Consider the following 23,574-nt stretch of genomic DNA (forward strand, 5'->3'; position numbering starts at 1 on the left):
TCATACTTGGCGGTATTTTATTATTGAGTTGTTTGTATTTGGGCGTGTTTAAGCGCGCGAGCATCTTCGATGGCTTGTTTGATGGCGGTGATTTGCGCGTCTGTAGCGAGCCTGCCTTCATTGATAAGCCGCGTTCGGTCGGTGCTGTCGAACACCGCAGCGCCTGTCGTTTTGGGGCGAATCAAGACATCGGCGGCGCGGACATCTTCAGGCTCGGCAGTCAAATTGGCGCCCAAATTACCAAACCATCGAGAAAATTCAGAGGCGTTGGCAGGCAGCTGTCTTGGCAAAGAAATGTCAGTATTGGCAGGGATAGACTGCATGACCGCACCAAGCAGATCGCCCAGTGGCATATCGACAGGCAAGCCTTTGGCAGCGTCATTGAGCTTATCGATATCGATTGGCACAGTCATGGTCTTATCGCCCCATTTGGCGCTGATGCCTGTCTCATTTCGTTGGATATTGATACTACTGCCTTGCGTGTGCGGAGTGTTTGAATCAGGTGCTTGTCTTTCGCCCATGACATCGACAGCGATGATGACATCAGCGCCCAAACTTTTGGCGATGCGTGTGGGTAATAACGCCACTTGTGAGCCGTCCACATATTTTTCGCCACCTGTTTCAGGAATGCGCGGTGGGATGAATAATTTTGGGACGCTGGATGAGGCTTGGACTGCCAGCCCTGCTTCGCCAGTTCTAAAAGTCACTGCCGTATTTGTGTGCATCTGTGTCGCCACCGCCGCATAGCGCATAGGAAAGGCTTCGATAGGGCGATGATTCACCTGCTCATTGACATAGCGGCGCAGGCGTGTCCCATCAATCAAGCCTTGCTGAGAGGGTGTGATTTCGATCAAATCTGTTTCTTTGACAGCATCGGCAAGATCGATCAGCTCAGAGGGCGTCTTACCACTGGCATAAACCGCGCCCACCAACGCCCCAGCACTGGTGCCGACCACCATATCAGGGCGGATGCCATGCGCCTCAAGCGACTCGATCGCCCCAATATGCGCAAAGCCGCGTGTGCCACCCCCACCAAGCACCAAAGCCACGACAGGGCGCGCCTCATCGGCTTTTGGTGTGGCTGACACTTGGGCGGTGGATGGCGGCGTGGTGCTACCACAAGCCGTCAGTATCAGTGCAAAGACAGGTACAGCTGCGACAGCCAATCTCATGACAACTCCTAAAACTCACAAAAAAATAACTGTGAACTATATCATATCTTTGGTGCAAGGGTATTTGGCAAATGCTATTTTATGTAAGGATTATGTAGAAATTGTACAGACATTCGGTGGTTATGATCGAAGTTAAAGGGGCTTGCAAGCCTTATTTTGGGCGCTGATAGGTTAAGATTGGCTCAAATGAGATTACTAATGCCAAAAAGTGATTTACTTTGTACAAAAAGTTATTTTCGATTTTTTGGTGGTGGTGGTACTTTGTGCAGTATCCAAATGAACCGATCCGCAGATCAAATCATCTAGCCATCTATTTAGCCAATTTGAGAGCCAAAATCATGATGATCAAACCTGTACTTTGGCAGATCCCAGCGCCAAGTGATGAGACCATTCAAAGTCTTGATGACAAAATCAACACCCTGCACGCGCGCTTAGCAGACATCCACGCCAAGCATCATGCCGTCAAGTTTGCCAGCAGCTTGCAGGTAGAAGATATGGTCATCACCGATGCATTGGCTAATCACCATCCCAGCACTGAAGTATTTACTTTGCAGACAGGCAGGCTCAATGCCGAGACGCTCAGCCTCATTGATACCGTCAAGGCGCGCTATCCTGCACTGAATTTCAAAACTTATGAGCCAGATCCTCAAGCGGTGGCGGACTATGTGGCAAATCATGGCTTAAACGCTTTTTATGAAAGCGTCGATCTGCGCAAATCGTGCTGCTTTATTCGTAAAGTTGAGCCTTTAAATCGTGCTTTGGTCGATGCTGATGCTTGGCTGACAGGGCAGCGCCGCGAGCAGTCAGTCACTCGCACTGAGCTGAATTTGGCAGAAGCGGATCTAGAACGCGGTATCGCCAAATACAATCCGATTTTTGATTGGCAGGAGGCGGATGTGTGGGCATATATTTTGACCAAAAATATTCCTTTTAATGAGCTGTATCGCCAAGGCTATCCTTCTATCGGCTGTGAGCCATGCACCATGCCTGTGAAACAAGGCGAAGACATCCGCGCAGGGCGCTGGTGGTGGGAGCATAAAGACAGTAAAGAGTGTGGTCTGCACAAATGACTTTGGGCGAGTGCGTTTGGTTTTAAGCATTTTATAAGACAAGCCTAGGATTTAGACAAATTTTATTGAGATTGACAGGTAATTATCATGACAAAAACTACCCTACAAAATGAGCATTTGGATTGGCTTGAAGCAGAATCCATCTACATCATCCGCGAAGTGATCGCTGAGTGCCGTAACCCTGCTTTACTGTTTTCAGGTGGTAAAGACTCTGTGGTGCTACTTGCACTGGCGCGCAAGGCATTTGCCATCGAAGGTCGTGATGTGGCGCTGCCATTTCCTTTGGTGCATATCGATACAGGACATAATTATCCTGAAGTGATTGAATTTCGTGATGAGCAGGTCAAAAAGCTCAATGCTCGCTTGGTGGTCGGTCATGTCGAAGACTCGATCGCCAAAGGCACAGTCGTACTGCGCAAAGAAACCGACTCAAGAAACGGTGCTCAAGCGGTGACTTTGCTTGAAACCATCGAGGCGCACCAATTTGATGCCCTGATGGGCGGTGCACGCCGAGACGAAGAAAAGGCGCGTGCCAAAGAGCGGATTTTCTCATTTCGTGATGAGTTTGGTCAATGGGATCCCAAAGCTCAGCGCCCAGAGCTGTGGTCTTTGTATAATGCCAAGCACCATCAAGGCGAGAATATGCGCGTATTTCCGATCTCAAACTGGACGGAGCTTGACATTTGGCAGTATATCGCGCGCGAAAACCTTGAGCTGCCTTCGATTTATTATGCTCATGAGCGTGAAGTGGTCGAAAAAGGTGGGCTTTTGGTGCCTGTCACGCCACTGACCCCAAAAGCTGATGGCGATGTCAGCGAAATTCGTTCGGTGCGTTTTCGTACTGTGGGTGATATCTCATGCACCTGCCCTGTGGCAAGCAGCGCAGCCACGCCTGAGGAGATCATCCAAGAGACTGCTGTGGTAGAGATCTCAGAGCGTAGCGCCACTCGCCTGGACGATCAGGTCAGTGAAGCGGCGATGGAAGCGCGCAAAAAGCAAGGCTATTTTTAATAAATTGAATAAACGCCGAGACATGATCTTTGGCGAAGTCAGCGATATCAAGATCATCGCCAATCAATGTCTCCAAACAAAAATTAGTAAAAGATTAACATAAAGGATAGTCAGATGAGTCATCTAAATACCCAGCCGCTGAGATTTATCACCGCAGGCAGCGTCGACGACGGCAAAAGCACCTTGATCGGTCGCCTGCTTTATGACAGTAAGGCGCTGCTTGCCGATCAGATCTCCAACCTAAATAAAACCAAAACCACAGGCGATGTCATTGATTTTTCGGTGCTGACCGATGGGCTTTTGGCGGAGCGTGAACAGGGTATCACCATCGATGTGGCGTATCGCTACTTTTCGACAGCTAAGCGCAAATTCATCATTGCCGATACTCCAGGGCACGAGCAGTACACGCGTAATATGGTCACAGGTGCGTCGACCGCTCATGCTGCGGTGGTGCTCATTGATGCATCGCAGATTGATTTTGAGCAAGATGAAGTTCAGCTTTTGCCACAAACCAAGCGCCACTCAGCGATCCTGAAGCATTTGCGTTGCCCGCATATTTTGGTGGCGATCAATAAGATGGATTTATTGAATTTTGATGAAAATAAATTTAACGCCATCGTGCGCGCCTATGAAAAGTTGGCGGCACAGCTGAATTTGCAAGATGTCAAATTTGTACCTGTTTCTGCCCTAAATGGTGATAATATCGTCCACAAAAGCCAAAATACGCCGTGGTATCAAGGCGGCGCATTGCTTGAGATCTTAGAAGAGTTGCCAGTGGGTGAGGCGGTTCAGACTGAGGCGGCAGCGTTTCATTTGCCAGTTCAGTATGTGCTGCGCGCTGATGGCGACAAAAAAGATGATTTTCGTGGTTATCAAGGTCGTATCGAATCAGGCAGCATCTCGGTTGGTGATGAGGTGCGCATTGAGCCGTCAGGTCGCATCAGCCGCATCCAAGAGATTATCAGCCCCAATGGCGCAGTCAGCCAAGCTTCTGTGGGCGAACAAATCACCATCACGCTTACCGATGACATCGACATCTCTCGTGGTGATAGTATCGTCTCGGCAGCGTCTCAGACCCTACCGACCAAGCGTCTGCGCGCCACATTATGCTGGTTTGATGAGCGTGCTTTGAATCCTGCTCGTAAATATTTATTGAAACACACCACCCAAACCGTTTTTGCTAAGGTTAGTGGGATTGACCATGTGTGGGATGTGCATACTTTGTCAAATTTCAGTGATCAATCGACGCTGAATATGAATGACATCGGCGAGGTGAGTATTAGTTTACAAAAGCCGATTATGGCAACTGCTTACGCCCAAAACACCGCCACAGGCTCATTTATTTTGATTGATGAGGCGACCTATCATACGGTGGCAGGCGGGATGATTTTGGTAGAAGAGAGTGAAGATTTTTAAGCCAGTTTAGGATAAATCTGTAAAAAGCCGACTAAAATGGTCGGCTTTTTGCTTTTTTGGAGGAATTATTTTACAATCATGATGAGTTTTTATAATTATTGGATAAATTTATGACCAAGTCTGTCATGACCATTCATTTGCCAGTGACCGCACTGTCTGGTGTGGGTCAGGCATTGGCTGGGCGATTGGCTGAGCTTGGGATTCATCGCATCTTTGATATGCTGATGCATCTGCCGCGAGATTATGAGGATCGAAGCCGTATTATCTCGATCAAGGATGTCAGTCATGGCATGAGCGCTTTGGTGGCGGGCGTCGTGACTTGGGTTGAAAAAAACCGCACAGGATTGTCGGTGACCTTGGAGGATGCCACAGGGGTGATGACGCTTCGGTTTTTTCATACTTATCCTGGTTTATTGAACACCATGACGGTGGGGGCGAAGATTACCGCATTTGGTGAGATAAAGGTCAGTCGCTATGGCACACAGATGCCCCATCCTGACTATCATCTGACAGGCACAAAAAAGTTTGACTCTGGGCTTTTGCCCATTTATCCTGCTGTCAAAGGCGTCAATCAAAATAAGCTTAGGCAGCTGGTACGCCTGGCACTGGCAGCGGTGCAGCAAGATGGCATCCACTGCCTATCGGATGCGGAGCTGAAGGCGGCAGGCGTAGGACTGACAGGTGATCTGCTGCCGGCGCTAGAAGCGATCCATCTGCCGGCGATCCATGCTGATATTTTTAGCCAAACTGCCTTACTGACAGGACTCAAAGACCGCACTCATCCTGCCTGCCGCCGTATTATCATCGAAGAGCTGGTGGCGCATCAGCTGAGTTTTTTATTTCGGCGCAATAACGTCTATCAGCACAAAGCGCCTAAATGCGATCAAATCAGCCCACTTGCCAAGCAACTGGCGGCAAGCCTGCCTTTTGAGCTGACAAATGCCCAAAAGCGAGTCATCGGCGAGGCGGTGTCTGATATGGCGACATCGCGCCCCATGCTCAGACTCATCCAAGGCGATGTCGGCGCTGGCAAGACTCTGGTGGCTGCGATGACGGCATGCTATGCTTTAGATAGTGGCTGGCAGGTGGCAGTTATGGCACCGACAGAGATTTTGGCAGAGCAGCATTTGATCAATTTTCAAAAGTGGTTTGAGCCGCTCGGGATTGGAGTTGGGTGGCTGGCAGGTAAGCAAACCGCCAAAGAGCGTGCAGCAGCGCTGGATGCCATCAGCGAAAATCAGGTGCAAGTCGTGGTCGGCACCCATGCGCTGTTTTCAGATACGGTTGTTTTTGCCAAATTGGGATTGGTGATCATTGATGAGCAGCACCGATTTGGGGTGGAGCAGCGCCTACGCTTGACGAGTAAAGGCGTGTCAGGCGGAACGCCGCATCAGCTGACAATGACCGCAACACCCATTCCAAGGACGCTTGCAATGAGTATGTACGGTGATATGGATGTCTCAGTGATCGATGAGCTGCCACCCAACCGCACGCCGATCACCACAGTGACAATTAACCGAGATCGCCGAGACGAGGTGATTGAGCGCATTCAAGACAACTGCCGAGCCGGCAAACAGGCGTATTGGGTGTGTCCACTGGTTGAGGAGTCGTCGGCTTTGGATGTGCAGTCGGCTGAGCTGACTTATGAGGATCTGACCAATCGGCTTGATATCCGCACGGGGCTTGTGCATGGCAAGATGAAAGCTGCTGACAAACAGGCGGTGATGCAAGCCTTTAAGGCGGGTGACATCGACCTGCTGATCGCCACGACGGTGATCGAGGTGGGCGTGGATGTACCTAATGCATCATTGATGGTGATCGAAAATGCCGAACGCTTGGGGCTGTCACAGCTGCATCAGCTCAGAGGGCGAGTTGGGCGCGGCGATGCCAAAAGCTTTTGTGTGCTGCTATATCAGCTGCCGTTATCGCCGACAGGCATTGAGCGGCTCAATGTACTCAAAGACAGTACTGATGGCTTCGTCATTGCCCAAAAGGATCTAGAACTAAGAGGCGCAGGCGAGCTTTTGGGCAAGCGCCAAACGGGGGACATGGGCTATTATTTGGCGGATATTGTGCGAGATGAGTCGCTGCTTGAAGCGGCAGGCAACATTGCACGCCAATTAATCGCCACTCCCGATAAACTGCCAAAAGCTACGGCAATCATGAACACTTGGCTACCGGAATCCAAAGACTATGTCAATGTTTGATGATTACAGCTTGGCGTTATTTGCTGATAGCGATCGCTTAACCGATAGCGAGATTATCCGCAGATGGATGCAGCACTGGGCGTATACCATGCCTGAACTGAGCGATGAGCAAGTCAAAGATGTGGTAAGAGGGTTTCAGATACAGCGGCTGCCTGCGCGAAGCTACTGGCAGGTGGCAGGTCGGGTGCAAGATCAAATTGGCGTGCTTGTGTTTGGGCTGTGTAAGCTTGAATATCAAGATCAGCATGGTAATGTGGTTAATGTTCATTTTATACAAGCAGGTGATGGTGTCGGTGAACATCAAGCTTTTATCGAACAAGGTCTGTGTCGTTATAGCCTGCAAACCATTGAACCAAGCGTCATCATTGCAACGGATTTGGCGCATTATGAGTACTGCTGTCAGCGCTATCCGATTTTTTATCGATACATCAGCCAAAACCTGACCCAAGTCTTGGCGCAAAACATCGCTCGTATCGACAGCCTGCTCATCACTGATGGTCAATCGCGCTATGTCAGATTTATTGAAACAAATCCAAAGCTTGCAGCTAGGCTTTCGGTTTCTGATTTGAGCTCTTATTTGGGTATGTCTCGCCAAATGCTCACTCGTATCCGCAAAAAACTGGGTCATCGGCGCGCATGACTAAAGCTTGGTCGGCTTGATTTGAGCAAATAAGCATTAATTAAATGGATGAAAATGGTATTTTTATGACTGCTAATCAAAATTACAAGTCACCAACTGCTCGACCCCTTTGGCAATGGATTGTGCTTTTTGGGGCGGGCATTATCATTGGTGCGCTCATTGGGCGATTTATGCTGTCACCAAGCCAAGAGCAGGCTTTGGATAAGTCATCTGACCAAAGCCAAAGCGCTGTCGTGATGGCAGTGGAGGCGGTTTATCCTACGCCGATAATGATCGAAAATCGCTTGGCGGCTAATGGCGTCGTGGCTGCGGTTGAGACGGCAGAAGTTGGCGGTCAGATCAGCGGTGTTGCCATTGAGCAGGTGCTTGTAGAAGTTGGTGATTTTGTCAAAGCTGGGCAGGTGCTCGCCACGCTAGATACGCGAACTTTTGCTCAGCAAGTGCGCTCAGCAGAAGCCGATCTTGCCACAGCAGTCGCTGCTCAAGAAAAAGCGGCTGCCGATTTGGCGCGCACTGAGCCATTATTAGCCATTGATGCGGTGAGCCGCCAAGAGGTCGATGCTTATCGTACTGCGCTTCGACAAGCCGAGGCGAATGTTGCTGCCGCCAAAGCTAATGTCGACAGCGCTCGCACCAATCAGCAGCGCGGAAACATCACCGCACCAGTCAGCGGTATCGTCAGCGCCAAAAATGCCCAAGTCGGTGCGGTGGTGTCAGGCGCTCCACTGTTTAGCATCATCATAGATGGCGCGCTTGAATGGCAAGCTGCGCTGCCACCTGCCGATGCAGCCAATATCCGTGTGGGGCAGACGGCGTCCGTTGAGATCGCAGGTCAGCAGGTGATAGGACAAGTCACGCGTCTAAGTCCTGTCGCCAATGATAGCCGAGATATGACAGTGCATGTGCGTCTGCCAAGTGGCAGCGGTGCCAGTGCTGGCATGTATCAGTCTGGCGAGTTTTTATTTGATGCCCAAAGACATAATGCTGTGCCATTGAGCGCATTGATGACATCTGATGGCTATGATTATGTTTGGCAGCTCGTGCCAGAAACAGGTGGCGATGGGCAAGCGTATCATCGGGTTCAGCGTGAACAAATCACGATCATTGCCCAACAAGACGATCAAATCGCGGTCAGCTTACCTGCGGATGCGCTGATCGTCGCAACCAGTGCCAGTTTTTTGAATGATAACGATTTGGTGACGGTTGCTACCATCAATGGCGCACCATCTGATGCTTTGGGCGCATCGCCTAGCGCCAATAGTGTGCGCTAAGGTGGTGTGATGAATTTTTCAGCCTATTCCATCAAAAATCCGCTGGTTGCGATTTTATTTTTTACGTTAATGACGATTTTGGGGATTTATGGATTTTCTCAAATGAAAATTCAGCAATTCCCCGACATTGATTTGCCGGGCGTCATTACCACCATTACTTTACCTGGTGCGACGCCAGATCAGCTTGAAAGCGACATCGCCAAAAAAGTTGAAAATCAAATCACGAACATCGAAGGCGTAAAAAACATCCGCACCACGCTACAAACGGGCGCGGTGACGATTTTTACTGAATTTGAGCTTGAAAAACCCAACGACGAGGCGCTTGATGATGTGCGATCGGCGGTCAGTGAAGTACAGGGCGATCTGCCCGCTGCTGCCAATCCGCCGGTGATTTCTAAAGTCTCGACGGCGGGATTTCCTGTGGCGACTTACTCGGTGTCTGTCGATGGGATGAGCGAGGCTGAGCTGTCTTGGTTTGTCGATGATGCGCTCACCAAGCAGCTGTCTAACATCCCGGGGATGGGTAATATCAGCCGCATCGGTGGGGTTGAGCGGCAGATTTTGGTGCAGCCAAAGCTTGATATGATGACCAGTTTATCCATGCCCATCAGTCAGCTGTCAGGACAAGTCTATGCCAAGTGGCAAGACGCTGCCGGCGGCGAATCAAAAATCGGCAATCAAACCCAAACCATACGCGTACTCGGTTCAGGTCAAAGAGTCCAAGATTTAAATGGCTTACAAATTACCACGCCGACGGGCACAGCCGTGCGCTTAGACAGCTTAGCTGTCATCGAAGATACGCATGCAGACATCGCATCACTGGCAGAGCTTGATGGTGAGCAGGTCGTCGCATTTAGCATCACGCGCTCAAAAGGGGCAGGTGAGGTCGAAGTGGTGGCAGCGGTTGATGATGCCCTAGAGGCGATGCAGGCACAAATGAGTGGTCTAAAAATCGAAAAAATCGTCGATTATGCCGCGCCCATCGAAGAAAGCTATCAAGCCACCATGCGCATGCTGATCGAGGGCTGCATCTTGGCGGTGATCGTGGTGTTTGTGTTTTTAAGGGACTGGCGCGCGACTTTTGTGGCGGCGACGGCATTGCCTTTATCGATCATTCCGACCTTTTTTATCATGTATTTATTTGGCTTTAGTCTGAACATGATCTCGCTTTTGGCGCTGACCTTGGTGATTGGGGTGTTGGTGGATGATGCGATTGTTGAGATCGAGAACATCGTGCGCCATTTAAATATGGGTAAGCCGCCCATGCAAGCTGCAATCGAAGCGGCAGATGAGATCGGACTTGCGGTAGTGGCGACGACCTTTACGCTGATTGCGGTGTTTTTGCCGACGGCGTTTATGAGTGGGGTGGTTGGACAGTTTTTTAGTCAATTTGGTTGGACGGCGGTCATTTCTATTTTTATGTCATTATTGGTGGCGCGTCTGCTTACACCGATGATGGCAGCATATATGTTGAGACCTTCTAAACATACCGAAAAGCCTGCCGGCAAGCTGATGACAAATTATCTGAAAGTCGTAGCATGGACGCTCAAGCACCGTGCCATGACGGTGCTGATGGCGGTGGGATTTTTTGTGGGTTCGCTCATGTTGGCAGGGCTTTTGCCATCGGCGTTCATTCCGCCTGATGAGATGAACCAGACCCAAGTCACCATTGAGCTGACCCCAGATGCAACCATCGATGATACGCTGCGCATCAGCCAACTGGCTGCCCAAAAAGTCCAAGCCATTGATGGAGTAGAAAGTGTGCTCATGGCGGTCGGCGCTGAACAAAACACAGGTGACCCAAGCAGTATGCGCGGCGCGTCGGTCAATACCGCAAATCTGGATATTAAGCTTTCTGACCGCACTTTACGCGCAAGCAAAGTGGACATCGAATCCCAAATCAATCAAGCATTATTGACAGTGCCGTCCGCGCGCTTTAATGTCGGTATCTCGACAGGCGGCGGCGAGGCAGGGTATGTGTTTTCGGTGACGGGCGCGGATAAAGCGCAGCTTGACGCCACCACCCAAGCCATCATCAGCCAAATCCGCGCGCTGCCGACAGTGGCAAGCGTCATCAATAATCGCTCTTTGCCCAGACCTGAGCTGTCTGTGATCCCCAATGAATTGGCGATGGCGGACAAAGGCGTGACCACCACTGACCTAGCCAATACGCTGCGCATCGCCACCCAAGGCGATTATGATCAAGCCTTGCCAAAGCTTAGCCTAGACACGCGCCAAGTGCCCATCTTGATTCGCCTAAATAATCGCGATAAACAAAACTTGACCAATTTAGCCAATCTGTATGTGCCAAGCTCAACTGGGATGCCTGTGCAGGTCAAAGATGTGGCGAGCTTAAAATTTGCCACAGGTGAAGCTAGCGTAAGCCGCCTAAATCGAGAGCGCGCTATCAAAATCACCGTCTTGCCTGTCAATGATGCGCCTTTAGGAGATCTGATTGACAGCGTCAAATCCACCCAAATCATGCAGAACTTGCCTAATGGCGTTCGTATTATCGATGAAGGGCAAGCAGAAAACATGGCGGAGCTGTTTTCAGGCTTTGTGCTTGCGATGGCGGTTGGGGTGTTTTGTATTTTTGCGGTGCTGATGCTACTGTTTCATCGCGTGCTTCAGCCATTGACCATTTTGATGGCGCTGCCTTTGTCCATTGGTGGGGCATTTGTAGGTCTAATCGTGACAGGCAGCAGTATGTCGATGCCTGCGATGATTGGATTTATTTTGTTGATGGGCATTGCCACCAAAAACTCCATTTTACTTGTTGATTATGCCATCATCGCCCAAGATGAACAAGGCTTAAGCCGCTTTGATGCGCTCATCGATGCCTGTCGCAAGCGTGCTCAGCCCATCATCATGACGACCATCGCCATGGGAGCGGGGATGCTGCCTTTGATTATTGGCTTTGGGGGCGTGGATTCAACATTCAGCCGTCCGATGGCGGTAGCAGTGATTGGCGGTCTGATGACCTCAACGCTGCTAAGCTTGGTGGTCATTCCCGTCTTTTATGCACTGATGGATGATTTGGGAAAATGGTTCAAAACAAAAGCCGCCTAACTGGCGGCTCAAGACTCACTGCCAATAGTCATCGGGCGAGCGTGGCATCTGTGATAAGATGTGTCTAAGCCCGTCTGCCCAATGATCACGCAGTGAGCCAAAATACGCATCGTTTTCATCGATGCGCTTGCCTACTGGGATGGTTAGGCTGTCGTTATGATAGACGACCAAATCAATCGGCAGACCCACCGATAAATTTGAGCGCATGGTCGAATCAAAAGAAATCAAAATCGCATGCAGCGCATCTTGCAGGCTGGAATGATAATCAATGGAGCGATCCAAAATGGGTTTGCCGTATTTGCTTTCGCCTAACTGAAAAAACGGCGTATCCGTCGTCGCTTTGATAAAATTGCCTTCAGGATAAATCATAAAAATCTCTGGCGGCTGATCTTTGATTTGACCACCCAAAATAAAGCTGCTAGTAAAACCGCCTGTATCTTGGGCGAGCGTCTGCGAATAAGTGGTGATTTGGCGGACGCATTCACCGACCATCTGCGCTGCATCAAACAAAGTGGCGGCGTTGTGCAGGTTTTGGGGGATGCCAAGATTGATATTTTGCTGAAGCTTGGAGAACACCGCTTGAGAAGTCGCCAGATTCCCCGCCGTTTGTAAGGTCAAAAAACGCTCGCCTTCGATGCTGTATTGATACATTTTACGAAAAGTGGCAATGTTATCCATGCCAGCATTCGTGCGGGTATCACTGGCAAAAATCATCCCATCCTTTAGACGCAGGGCAACACAATAAGTCATACAAATTTTCCAAATACAAAAATCTAAGCCAACCAAGCACCGCCGCGCTGATGGCAGTGCTATTATACGCCTGTCAAAGGGTATTTGTGAATCATTTTTATAGATCGCTTGGTAGCTAAGGTTGGCTTTGGGCGGCTTCATCGTTTAATTGATGAATCCACACTTGGCTGTGCAAATTTTCATAGCCGCCGCCCAAGCGCACACCTCGCACGGGTGCGGCATCTAAATAATCCCGCCCGATGGCGACATAGACATGCGCCTGCGGTGTGAAATGCTGATTTGACACATCAAAAGTGTACCAATGCCCATCAATCCAAGCCTCAGCCCAAGCATGACTTGCCATGTGCTGTCCCATCGGCTCATACAGATAGCCTGAAATATAGCGTGCAGGAATCTGTAAATCACGCAAGCAGGCGATAAAAATATGGCTATGATCTTGGCACACACCTTGGGCAAGCTCAAAGGCTTCGGGGGCGGTGGTGCCGACATGAGTGACATTTTGGTAATAGGGCACATGATTCAGTAGCGCCGCTGCAAACTGCTCTAGTAAGGCGCGTTTTGTGCTGCTATCTGAGTGATGATAGTCTGTCAGATGATTTTCATAAAACTGACGCATGGCAGCGCTGCACGCCGTCAAAGGTGTCGGTACCGTATATAGCAAATACGGCACTTTTGGGTCATCAGCCAAATAAGGGGTGTCAGGATTGATGTTCACCACGCCTGAGGCTTGCATTTGTAGGTTGTCGTGCGGCTCGCTGCGGCTTAGCACCAGCCACTGATTGCCAAAGCCGTCTACTTGCGATTTGGCGACCTTAGGCAGCATCACTTGCCAATATTCGATGGTTTGGTGCGCCAATGACAGCGGCGTCATACGGATGTATTGCACGCTGCGCTGTGCCAAATCATGATAAAAATAATTGGTCTGATGGGTAATTTGTAATCTCATGGCTTAAACCCCCTGTGCTAAAATGGCGGCAAATTCATCCCGCATTTGCCAAAAGTTCACCACTTTTTGGGATTTGGCAAGCTGATTTGCCAAGCGCTCAAGCTCACGCCAGCGCGTGTTTTCAGGCAGCGCACTCACCAGCTCGCGGAAGTTATTGGAGGCGTCTTGCCAATCTTCTTGGAGTAAAATATGGCGCTCCAAAATCTCATAACAGCGACCCAACCGCCAAAACAGCACAACGGTCGCGTCTTCTTGTCTCATGGACTGGTTGCACGCATACAGCTGCAAGGTGGCAGCACGGTACTTGGTGGCGTTTGCCAGTCGCTTGATGAATTGATACAGCTCGGCGCTGTCTTTGCCGATGACGCCTGTGACTTCTTGGACATTTTGGTCGATGGCCTGGGTAGTTTCGGGTATTTTGTGTGCCAGTAGGCAGCGATACAGCTGCTCGGCACTGTCTTGTAGATGACCAGTGTGCTCCAGCCCAAATCCAAGATGGGTGTTAATATGCTCAATCTCAGCCAAGGTCAGCTCGTTATTTTTGAGGCGATTGATCAAGTTGTCATAATGCCGTAGCCGCTCAGTATAGCGACCAAGCCACACCAAGCAGCTGGCAGTTGATAGCAGTAAGATCAGTGATTTTTTGTGATAGGTTTCATCCAAGATGGCTTGGCTGACGCGCGTTAAAGTCAGGTGCGCATCTGCACGATTTTGTCTGCTTGGCAATGCCTTGGTATCCACCACCCAAGTGTCTTTGATGCCGCCGCCTTGGGAGGAGTTGACCACCAGAGATCCTTTGATCATCGCCACACGAGTCAAGCCGCCTGGTGTGATATCGACGCTGCCATCGCCATGCGATAAAATAAATGGACGCAAATCAATATGACGCGGCTCGATGCCGTCTTCTGTGACGGTAGGACAAGTGGACAGCGCCAGCGTCGGCTGAGCGATGAAGCCTTCTGGATTGTCAAGCAGACGCTTTCGGTAGGCATCGATTTCTTTTTTGGTGGCGGCAGGTCCGATCAGCATGCCATAGCCGCCCGAGCCTTGGGTTTCTTTGACCACCAGATCAGCCAAATTATCCAGCACAAAACCCAGCTCATCAGGATTGCGACATTGATAAGTCTCAACATTGGGCAAAATGGGTTTTTCGTTCAAATAATACTCAATCATCTCAGGTACGAACGGATACATGCTTTTATCATCTGCCACGCCTGTACCGGGGGCATTGGTGATCACAACATTGCCGGAGCGATACGCGCTCATCAGTCCTGACACGCCTAAGATGGAATCTGAGCGAAACGCCAAGGGATCCAAAAAAGGATCATCAATGCGCCGATAAATCACATCCACCTGCACCTTACCGCGCACGCCTTGGATATAGACTTTATTGTCTTCAACGATCAAATCATAGCCATGCACCAATGGCACATTCATCTCACGCGCCAAAAAAGCATGCTCATAGTAGGCGGAATTAAATCGACCGGGCGTCAGCACAACGATTTGCGGATCATATTTGTCGGTGGCGCTGGTCAGGCACGCTTTTAGGCGTTGCGGATAGTCAGAGATTGGCTGGATCGCCATACTATGATAAATCTCACCCATCAGGCTTTCAGAGATGCCGCGGCTTTCAAGCATATAAGACACTCCCGAAGGCGTGCGCAAATTATCCTCCAAAACGCGATATTGACCCTGCTCATCACGGATCAAGTCAATGCCGCTGACGTGAGAGTAGATGGGCTTGGCAAGCGAAATATTCATCATCCAAGGCTCATAGCAGCCGCTGGCATAGACATATTTGGCGGGCACGATGCCATCTTTGATGATTTGTTGGTGATGATAAATGTCATCCAAAAAATGATTGAGCGCACGAATACGCTGCTGACAGCCTGCCTCAATGGTCTGCCATTCAGACAGCTCGATGATGCGCGGGATGATATCAAAAGGAATCATCCGCTCGATGTTATTGGCATCGCTATAGACCGTGAAAGTCACGCCCTTACGATAAAAAATATTTGCCGCTTGCTCATTGAGCCCGTTTAGTGTGTCATTATTGGTGGCAGACAGCCATTCACCAAGCCCTTGAGCGCCTGCTCTGTAGCTACCATCTGGGTTGAGTAATTCATCAAAACTGGGTGTCATCTTATCATCCTTGTCCGTACCGACCGGGTTATTTTGAGTTTAGCATACATTGAGCCAAATAATGAAAACTTTTTATTCAAAATTACTATCTGATCGAGTTTTGTGCTGTTTTACGAAAATGACCAACGAATGCCTGATTAAAATTTATCCAAACACTGCTTAATTTTTTGGTAACATTTGCCAACATTTATTGATAAAAATACACAATAAACCCTGCCACCGACCGTTAAATCTTGTTACAATGAAACCATCTAACTGACAAACTGATTTCAACAACACAAAGGAAGAAACATGAAACTGTATTATGCCCCAGGCACCTGTGCGATGGCTTGCTGGATTGCGCTTGAGTGGGCGGGTGCTGACTACACCGTCCAAAAGGTCGATCCGCATTCTGATGAATACACCAAAATCAATCCTTTGGCGCAAGTGCCAGCGGTAGATATTGATGGCCGCATTTTTGGGCAAGCAGGCGCGATTTTGCAATATATCGTGGATACTTATCCGCAGGCAGACTTGGGCGCAGGCGCTGATCCTTTGGATAAATTTGAATTTGATGAAGTGATGAGCTTTTTAAGCTCTGATTTGCACCCTGCATTTTGGCCATATTTTGGTCCACAGCGTTATACCACAGGCGAAAGCGACGCTGACATCGCTAAGGCAAAAGAAGCGTCGTATGCGCGCATTGACCGTGCGATGACGCATTTAGATAAGCTCATCGGTGATGGCACGCATGTATTTCAAGATAAAAAAACGGTCGCCGATGCCTTGGCATTTGTGATGGTGCGCTGGTCAAGAAACTTAGAAAAATCTTGGGAAGCATATCCAAACATCGCTCGCTTTATGCACGCCATGAATGACGACGAAGCGACACAATATGTGCTTAAAAACGCTTAAGACGGCTTAAAATCAACCCAAGGAGAAAATATGTTATTAAATACCGGCGATCACCACACCATCAATGAGCTGTTTGAACAGCTGGGCTTGGATAGTAGCGATGAAGCCATCGAGCAGTTTATCGCAGACAATCAGCTGCCAGAAGATGTGCCGTTGAATGAAGCGCCATTTTTTAATGAGTCGCAGCGCAATTTTATTTCTGAAGCGTGGAAAATGGATGCGGTATTTGTGATGGCTGTAGAAGAGCTGAACGCACGCATTCATGGCAATTAATGACTTCATCGTCATTGCTAAGACTCTTCACCATAAAAAGATGGTCGTTATGATCATCTTTTTATTTTATATAGGCTTTTAGTGTAACGCCTATTAGATCAGCCATACTGTACTATTAAGGAGAAGATAATGCATCCTTTGGCACAATCGGTATTGGAATTTTGGTTTTCAAAAGACGCTCAGCCGCTGTGGTTCGCCAAATCTGCTGAATTTGATCAAAAGATTCGTGATCAGTTTGGTGAAGTGCTAGAGTCGGCGGCAGCGGGCGAATGCGCGGATTGGCGCAGTGAGATGTTGGGTCGGCTGGCTGAGATCATTGTGCTTGATCAGTTTTCACGCAATATCCATCGAGACACACCCAAAGCCTTTGAGACCGATGGTATGGCACTGGTACTGGCGCAAGAAGCGATCGCATTACCTGAGTTTAAGTCTTTAAACCCAGATCAGCGCAGGTTTATGCTCATGCCGTATATGCATTCAGAGTCTAAGCAGATTCACGAAAAAGCCATGACGCTGTTTGAGCAATTTACCGATGCGACAACAGTAGACTATGAGCGTCAGCATAAGGTGATCATTGATGAATTTGGGCGATATCCTCATCGAAATGCGATACTTGGGCGACCCTCTACCGCACAAGAGCAGGCGTTCTTAAAAAAGCCGAATACGTCATTTTGAGCCATGCTGTGCTGCCATCGCCAGATAGTTTTGGTGAAGCGTATCAAGAGCTTGGTGTAAGTCATCCAGCGTTTTATCATTGACTAAGATATCTGCACCGATGTCTTGTGCCAGCGCCAGTCGCTGTGCTCGGCTGATTTGCTTATCGATGATGGCTTGGATCTGAGCAGGATCATGACCATCGCGCTTGGCGGCACGCTGCCTTTGAGTCTCAGCACTGGCATCCACGACTAGCACATGATCACAAAGCGACAAAAGATTAGGCGATTTATGTCGCCCCTCAAACAACAGCGGCACCGAAAGTATCGTATAAGCAGACTGCGAACCGTTAAGCTCATCTAAGATGGCTTGATGAATGGCAGGGTGTATGATGGCATTTAGCCGATCCAAAGTCTGTGGGTCGTTAAATACCCGCGCCCGCACTGCCGCGCGATCATATCGTCCTTGACCATCAAGCACCCAGTCCCCGAGCGCCTCTTTTAGGCTAATCAAAAGCGGGCTACCGTCCGCCGTCAAACGATGAGCGATGATATCGGCATCGACCACTGTGATGCCTTGCTTGCCAAGATAGTCGCTGACAGCGCTTTTGCCACTGCCAATGCCACCAGTCAAACCTAATATGAACATCCTTTCTCCTTATGATATGTCTAAATTTATGCTAAATTCACTGTCGTTATCATTTGAAATAAATGAACAAAAGCCCTGCGACCAAAAGTGTAGCATATCTGGCTAAAGCAGTGAAAAAGATTTGATCAAAGCCCTTATCCGATCCCAGCAGACTTTAAGTATTCACCAAAGAGCAAAACCACCCACGCTGCTATCACCAGATAGGGTCCAAAAGCAAAAGCAGATGCCTTGCCTTGATGTCGTTGAGTGATGATGCCTGCCACCACGCCCAGCGCTGCGGCAATAAACACAATCATAGGCAGCTGCCATGCGCCAAGCCAAGCCCCGCAAGCAGCCAAGAGTTTGGCATCGCCAAGCCCCATGCCATCTTGTCGGCGCACCAAGCGATACAAGGCATTGATGAGCCAAAGCACCAAAAACCCACCCACCGCCCCAAAGATGGCATCCGAAGGCGTGGTCAACACCCCAAAGCCATTTGCCGTCAAGCCAATCATGCCAAGCGGCAGTACAAGGCGATCGGGCAGCAGCTGCACGCGATAGTCGATGCTTGATAGCCCAAGACCAAACCACACAAAAATCACCGACAAAGCACCAGTAATGGATATGCCTTGAATAGCCAGTGTGCCTACGCTGAGCAAGGCGCTGAGCAGGATCATGATGGTATATAAATAAGCAGGTGCCACTTTTTGATGATAAGGCGACCCAAAGCCTGTCAAAAGCTTATCTTGAGCGTCTGTTGAAACGACAGGATCGATCATCTGCGTCGTCTCTGCCTGCCACTCAAGCATCATTCGATGGGGCAGGGCATACATCAAATGTGTCAGATATCCGCCCACCCCTGCGCCGAGCAGTGCGGCTAGGGCATACCACGCCCAGTCAGGCAAAGATGCCAATATCAAAGCCATCATACGCCCATGCTCATATTAAATATTGGTAAATACATCGCCAGCACAAGCCCGCCGATTAGCACGCCCATGATAAGGATGATGGCAGGCTCAATCATGCCAATTAAGGCATCGGTGTTATCCTTGACTTCTTTGTCATGGTGCTTGGCAACCTGATCAAGCATCTCAGACAGCCGACCTGAGGCTTCACCCACCGTCACCATCTGCACGCTCATGGGTGAAAATAGTTTGGCATCTGACATGGCTTGCCCCAAAGGTGTGCCAGTTTTGACAGCTTTTGCGATCTTCTCGCTTGCATCTAAAAACAGCACATGATCACAGGCTCGCCCCGCCAATAAAATACTCTCTGCCAAAGGCACGCCCGAGCCAAAGGTGGTGGACAATGTCTGTGCAAAACGCGCGCTACCAACCGCTTGGATCAGCTTACCAAAAATCGGCAAGCCAAAAGCAGTTTTGGCACACCAAAGTCTTAGGCGGGCGCTGGTCTTATAAACATAAACAAATAGCCCGATGCTCATTGTCAGCACCAAAAGCAGTTGCCAAAAATGCGCTGACAGCCACTGCGACAGCGACAGCACCCACAGCGTCACGGTTGGCAGCTCATCGCCCATGCTACCAAAGCTTGCCGCAAAGCTTGGCACAACCTTTAAAAGCATCACGGTGCTGACGATGATCGCGGTCAATGCGATGGCGGCAGGATAGCGTAGAGCTTGATTGAGCTGAGATTGACGAAGTGCTTGGTGTTCGGCGTGTTCGGCGGCTCGCTCAAGCATGATATCAAGCGCACCAGATTTTTCGCCAGCGTCAATGAGCGCCAATGTGAGACTTCCGAATTCTGGATGAGCGCTGATCGCTTGGGCGAAGCTTTCTCCTTGCTCGATGCGCTGCTTAATTTGAATCAGTTTGTTTGATAGGCGGCGGTTCGTCGTGGTGTTGGCAGCGATATCTAGCGCATCGGTCAAAACGACCCCTGATTTTAACAGCGTCGCCAAAGTGCGAAGACTAAGCAAAATCTGCTTATTGGCAATGGGGCGCTCAAAGTGCCACCGTGTCCGCTTGGCAGTCAGATGGATGTGATAAAAGCCTTGTTTGCGCAGACGCGCTTTGGCTAGGCTTGTGTTATGGGCGCTGATTTGACCGCTGACCGATTTACCATCATGAGACTTGGCACGGTAATCAAATGTGAGCATTTTTGGCGATTTGGATAAGTTATCCACAGAAGGGCGATCTGAGATGATCTTATTCTTAATGCCTTGATTAATCAAAGGTTTATTTAATTTTTTCATTAAAAATTATACTTTATCCACAGGATTATCCACAGAGCTTGAAGGGCTTTGCCATGATTCAGAAGTGACGCGATGCATCTCAGTGAGGCTGATCTGACCGGCAATGACTTTTTTGATGCCTGCTTGTCTAAGACTGTCATGACCTTGAGCACGCGCCCAAGCATCGATTTTGGTAGCGGATGCCTGTGCCAAAATCAGTTCAGCCATGGGCGGTGTGATGGGCAGCACTTCAAAGATACCCACTCGCCCCTGATGACCGTCCTTGCATTTATGGCAGCCGACAGGCGTATAAAGCGTTGGACGCTTAGCGATGTCTTGATCGCTAAATCCTGCCGATCTGAGTACATCATCTGGTAAGGTGGTGGGCTGTTTGCAGGCGTCGCACAGTCGGCGAGCCAGCCTTTGGGCGATGATCAGGCTTAAGCTACTTGCCAAATGAAAAGATGGCACGCCCATGCTGTGCATACGTGTGATGGTATCGCTGGCTGAGTTGGTGTGCAGTGTTGATAAGACCAAATGCCCTGTTTGGGCAGCGGTGGTGGCGATTTGGGCGGTGTCAGTATCGCGAATTTCTCCGACCATAATCACATCGGGATCTTGACGCAAAAATGCTCTGAGCGCATCGGCAAAATCCAGCTGTACTTTGGGATTGATATTAACCTGATTGACACCAGGCAAATTAATCTCGACAGGGTCTTCGCAGCTTAAAATATTAATTTCAGGCTGATTGAGACGCATCAAAGCGGTGTATAGCGTAACTGTCTTGCCTGAGCCTGTGGGACCTGTCACCAAAATCATGCCTTGAGGGCGTGATAGCGCATGAATGAATAGCTGTTTTTGGGTGTCATCCATCCCAAGCGCATCTAGCCCAATGAGCGCATGAGCAGAGTCAAGCAGTCTTAGCACCACCTTTTCACCATATAAAGTGGGCAACGTACTGACACGAAAGTCCACCGAGCGCCCGTCTTGAGTATCAAACTTCAAGCGCCCGTCTTGAGCGCGGCGACGCTCAGCGATATCAAGATTTGCCATCACTTTGATATAAGAGGCGATCTTGGCAGCCAAAGATTTGGGCGGACTATGTATCACTTGCATCACGCCATCAATGCGAAAGCGGATGCGATAACTGGCATCATAAGGCTCAAAATGAATGTCAGAGGCTTTTAGGCGGATGGCGTCGGCGAACAGCTGATTGACAAAGCGTACGGTGGGGGCGTCGTCCGCTTGAGCTTGGGGGTTTGACGCTGTTTTTTGGGCGTCATCAAACGTGCCTGCACCCAGATACAGCCCATCTAATAAGGCGGAGAGCTTATCTTCTTCGACAAGCACAGGTCGGATCTGACGGCGCGCATGAAAGCGAATAGCAGCGATGGCATCTTTGTCGGTCACATCACTCATGGCTAGAGTCAGCGCGTGCTCATCATAGCTTAAAGGCAGCATCCGATATTTGATAAACAGCGCAGGGTCCAGGCCAGTTTCGATGGCTTGGTTAAGCTGATTGGGCAGCTCATAAATGGGCAGATTTTGGCTTAAGCTTTGGAGGCGCGACAGCTGGGCTGCGTCCATAAGCTGGCTTGTGACCAAATGCTGGGCAAATGAGCGCTGCAACTGCTTGGCGTCGGCGGCGGCTTTTGATAAGTCGTCTTCTGCCATCAGCTGATGTTGTAAGATAAGGCGGGCAAGGGGCGGCAGGGCGGTGGTCATGAGATGGCTTAGCTTGATTGGATCATAAAGGGCTTATTATCATCGAAAACGCAAACTGTGCGCAAGGTATTTTGACAGTTTCTAAAAATTAAAATTAACACAGCTGTGATACAATAACGATTTTTACGACAAACTCATACATAATTATAGATTAAAATGACAACAACAAATAACCACGATACAAAGTTTCCCGCACTTTGGGTGATGATGCTAGGCGTGATGGTTGCCATCGGACCGTTATCAATTGATATGTATTTGCCGGCTTTTCCGAGCATGGCAGAAGATTTTGGCGTCAGTGTCAGCACCATCGCCAAATCTGTGCCGGCATATTTTTTGGGATTGGTGTTCGGTCAGCTGTTTTATGGACCGTTCAGCGACCGTGTTGGACGGGTTAAGCCCATGTACTTGGGCATGACCATTTTTATCATTGCATCGATCATCTGCGCCACGACCAATAACGAATATGTACTGTTTGCTGCAAGAACCTTGCAAGCATTAGGTGCCTGCGTGAGCGCAGTCGTAACCCGAGCTGCCATCAGAGACACCCTTAATCCAGTCCAATCGGCACGTGCTTTTAGCTTGATGGTGCTGGTGATGGGCATTGCGCCGATCTTGGCACCCAGTTTGGGTGCGCTGATTTTAAGAGTGGCAGATTGGCACGGCGTATTTTGGTTTTTGGCAGGTTTTGGGGTGCTCAACCTGCTTTTGACCAAATTTTTCTTAAAAGAAACTCTAAAGCCTGAAAATCGCAATACCCGCCCAATGTCCGAAAGCTTTGGGCAGTATCTTAGCTTGATGAAAGATCGTACCTTTATGCTGCCTGCAGTGGCGGCAGGGCTGCTGCAAGGTGCGTTTTTTATTTATTTGTCCATCTCAAGTGAGCTGTTTATGGTGAATTATCGCCTAACCGAGCATCAGTTTGCCATCGCTTTTGGGATGAATGCCTTTGGATTCATTGCGCTAACCCAAGTGAATCAGTTCTTGACCAAGCGTTTTCATTTGGTGAATTTGCTACGCACTGGGGCGCTGATTCAGTTGATCGCTGCTGCGGCGCTACTGATACTGGGTCTAAGCTTTGGCGGTGCGGCGAATTTTTATTGGGTATTTGCCAGTATCTTTATTTGTATTGCAGGGCTAGGTTTTACGCAGCCGAACGCGACCGCCATTGCGTTAGCATTTCAAAAAAAGCGTGCAGGCTTGGCAAGTGCGCTACAAGGCGCGCTTCAGTTTTCGGTAGGTATTTTTGGCGGTCTACTCATCAGCTTGTTTGATTTGGATCCTGTCACTAAGCTTGGCATCACCACCAGTATTTTGGTGGCGATTGGTACTTTTATGGTGTTTTTGATTGATCCAAAGCTTGATTTATCTAGCATGGACTGAGCACTTCTTTTGGGCGCCACCAAGCCCAAAATGATCTTGATAAAGACCGATTTTTTGATCAATGATCAAGCCGATTATGCCATGAAAGGGGGATGAAATTTTCATCCCTTTTTTGATTTCATGAAAACATCGCCTT

19 protein-coding genes are annotated in these 23,574 nt (G+C 49.3%); 11 read left to right on the forward strand and 8 right to left on the reverse strand.

The annotated features are described in order from the left end of the window. Nucleotides 1–20 precede the first annotated feature (20 nt). A complete protein-coding gene (locus tag U0021_RS05410; protein WP_114800360.1) occupies nucleotides 21–1,172 on the reverse strand; it encodes a patatin-like phospholipase family protein in 1,152 nt (383 codons plus the stop codon). Nucleotides 1,173–1,510: 338 nt separating this feature from the next. Between U0021_RS05410 and U0021_RS05415 the strand changes: the two genes are divergently transcribed. From U0021_RS05415 to U0021_RS05445, 7 genes are all read left to right on the forward strand, one after another. After that, nucleotides 1,511–2,242 (forward strand): phosphoadenylyl-sulfate reductase, encoded by a 732-nt coding sequence (locus tag U0021_RS05415; RefSeq protein WP_114800382.1) that lies wholly within the window; start codon nucleotides 1,511–1,513, stop codon nucleotides 2,240–2,242. An 87-nt stretch (nucleotides 2,243–2,329) separates the two neighbouring features. Beyond that, the gene (gene cysD / locus U0021_RS05420) at nucleotides 2,330–3,253 is read left to right on the forward strand and encodes a sulfate adenylyltransferase subunit CysD (RefSeq protein ID WP_114800361.1); all 924 of its coding nucleotides are present in this window, start codon (nucleotides 2,330–2,332) and stop codon (nucleotides 3,251–3,253) included. Nucleotides 3,254–3,367: 114 nt separating this feature from the next. Continuing rightward, nucleotides 3,368–4,669, forward strand: a complete 1,302-nt coding sequence (locus U0021_RS05425) for a sulfate adenylyltransferase subunit 1 (protein WP_114800362.1) — start codon at nucleotides 3,368–3,370, stop codon at nucleotides 4,667–4,669. A 110-nt stretch (nucleotides 4,670–4,779) separates the two neighbouring features. Continuing rightward, nucleotides 4,780–6,876, forward strand: coding sequence for an ATP-dependent DNA helicase RecG (gene recG / locus U0021_RS05430; protein ID WP_114800363.1), 2,097 nt, complete (start codon nucleotides 4,780–4,782; stop codon nucleotides 6,874–6,876). Beyond that, nucleotides 6,869–7,516 carry a Crp/Fnr family transcriptional regulator gene (locus tag U0021_RS05435; RefSeq protein ID WP_078255868.1) on the forward strand — a complete coding sequence of 216 codons (648 nt, stop codon included), beginning with the start codon at nucleotides 6,869–6,871 and terminating at the stop codon, nucleotides 7,514–7,516. Before recG ends, U0021_RS05435 begins: the two co-directional genes overlap by 8 nt. A 65-nt stretch (nucleotides 7,517–7,581) precedes the next feature. After that, entirely contained in the window at nucleotides 7,582–8,787 is a 1,206-nt protein-coding gene (locus U0021_RS05440) for an efflux RND transporter periplasmic adaptor subunit (protein ID WP_162816806.1), read from the forward strand. A gap of 9 nt (nucleotides 8,788–8,796) precedes the next feature. Then, nucleotides 8,797–11,856: an efflux RND transporter permease subunit gene (locus U0021_RS05445; protein WP_114800365.1), complete on the forward strand. Its 3,060-nt coding sequence runs from the start codon at nucleotides 8,797–8,799 to the stop codon at nucleotides 11,854–11,856. 15 nt (nucleotides 11,857–11,871) lie between these two features. Here U0021_RS05445 and U0021_RS05450 read toward each other — a convergent pair whose 3' ends face one another. From U0021_RS05450 to U0021_RS05460, 3 genes are all read right to left on the reverse strand, one after another. Continuing rightward, nucleotides 11,872–12,606: a peptidase gene (locus tag U0021_RS05450; protein ID WP_114800366.1), complete on the reverse strand. Its 735-nt coding sequence runs from the start codon at nucleotides 12,604–12,606 to the stop codon at nucleotides 11,872–11,874. Between the two features lie 115 nt (nucleotides 12,607–12,721). Continuing rightward, nucleotides 12,722–13,552: a transglutaminase family protein gene (locus U0021_RS05455; protein WP_078255864.1), complete on the reverse strand. Its 831-nt coding sequence runs from the start codon at nucleotides 13,550–13,552 to the stop codon at nucleotides 12,722–12,724. 3 nt (nucleotides 13,553–13,555) lie between these two features. Next, the gene (locus tag U0021_RS05460; protein WP_114800367.1) at nucleotides 13,556–15,694 is read right to left on the reverse strand and encodes a circularly permuted type 2 ATP-grasp protein; all 2,139 of its coding nucleotides are present in this window, start codon (nucleotides 15,692–15,694) and stop codon (nucleotides 13,556–13,558) included. Nucleotides 15,695–15,985: 291 nt separating this feature from the next. Here U0021_RS05460 and U0021_RS05465 point away from each other — a divergent pair, with 291 nt between their 5' ends. The 3 genes from U0021_RS05465 to U0021_RS05475 all read left to right on the forward strand — a co-directional run bounded on the left by U0021_RS05465 (nucleotide 15,986) and on the right by U0021_RS05475 (nucleotide 17,536). After that, nucleotides 15,986–16,588, forward strand: coding sequence for a glutathione S-transferase family protein (locus tag U0021_RS05465; RefSeq protein WP_114800368.1), 603 nt, complete (start codon nucleotides 15,986–15,988; stop codon nucleotides 16,586–16,588). A gap of 30 nt (nucleotides 16,589–16,618) precedes the next feature. Next, on the forward strand, nucleotides 16,619–16,861 hold the full coding sequence (locus U0021_RS05470; RefSeq protein ID WP_049238104.1) for a DUF2789 family protein: 243 nt from the start codon (nucleotides 16,619–16,621) through the stop codon (nucleotides 16,859–16,861). Nucleotides 16,862–16,990: 129 nt separating this feature from the next. Continuing rightward, a complete protein-coding gene (locus U0021_RS05475) occupies nucleotides 16,991–17,536 on the forward strand; it encodes a DUF924 family protein (protein WP_114800369.1) in 546 nt (181 codons plus the stop codon). Here the strand turns inward: U0021_RS05475 and coaE are convergent. The 4 genes from coaE to pilB all read right to left on the reverse strand — a co-directional run bounded on the left by coaE (nucleotide 17,528) and on the right by pilB (nucleotide 22,058). Beyond that, nucleotides 17,528–18,163, reverse strand: coding sequence for a dephospho-CoA kinase (gene coaE / locus U0021_RS05480; RefSeq protein WP_114800370.1), 636 nt, complete (start codon nucleotides 18,161–18,163; stop codon nucleotides 17,528–17,530). The genes U0021_RS05475 and coaE overlap by 9 nt on opposite strands. Before the next feature lie 134 nt (nucleotides 18,164–18,297). Beyond that, entirely contained in the window at nucleotides 18,298–19,068 is a 771-nt protein-coding gene (locus U0021_RS05485; RefSeq protein ID WP_114800383.1) for a prepilin peptidase, read from the reverse strand. Beyond that, complete coding sequence (locus U0021_RS05490) at nucleotides 19,068–20,354, reverse strand: type II secretion system F family protein (protein ID WP_114800371.1); 1,287 nt, start codon at nucleotides 20,352–20,354, stop codon at nucleotides 19,068–19,070. Before U0021_RS05490 ends, U0021_RS05485 begins: the two co-directional genes overlap by 1 nt. A 6-nt stretch (nucleotides 20,355–20,360) precedes the next feature. Next, complete coding sequence (gene pilB, locus U0021_RS05495) at nucleotides 20,361–22,058, reverse strand: type IV-A pilus assembly ATPase PilB (protein ID WP_114800372.1); 1,698 nt, start codon at nucleotides 22,056–22,058, stop codon at nucleotides 20,361–20,363. Nucleotides 22,059–22,214: 156 nt separating this feature from the next. On the opposite strand from pilB, the gene U0021_RS05500 reads away from it, so the two are divergent. Then, a complete protein-coding gene (locus U0021_RS05500) occupies nucleotides 22,215–23,438 on the forward strand; it encodes a multidrug effflux MFS transporter (protein ID WP_114800373.1) in 1,224 nt (407 codons plus the stop codon). Nucleotides 23,439–23,574 lie beyond the last annotated feature (136 nt).

The sequence above is a fragment of the Moraxella canis genome (assembly GCF_034424565.1).
GTDB lineage: Bacteria > Pseudomonadota > Gammaproteobacteria > Pseudomonadales > Moraxellaceae > Moraxella > Moraxella canis.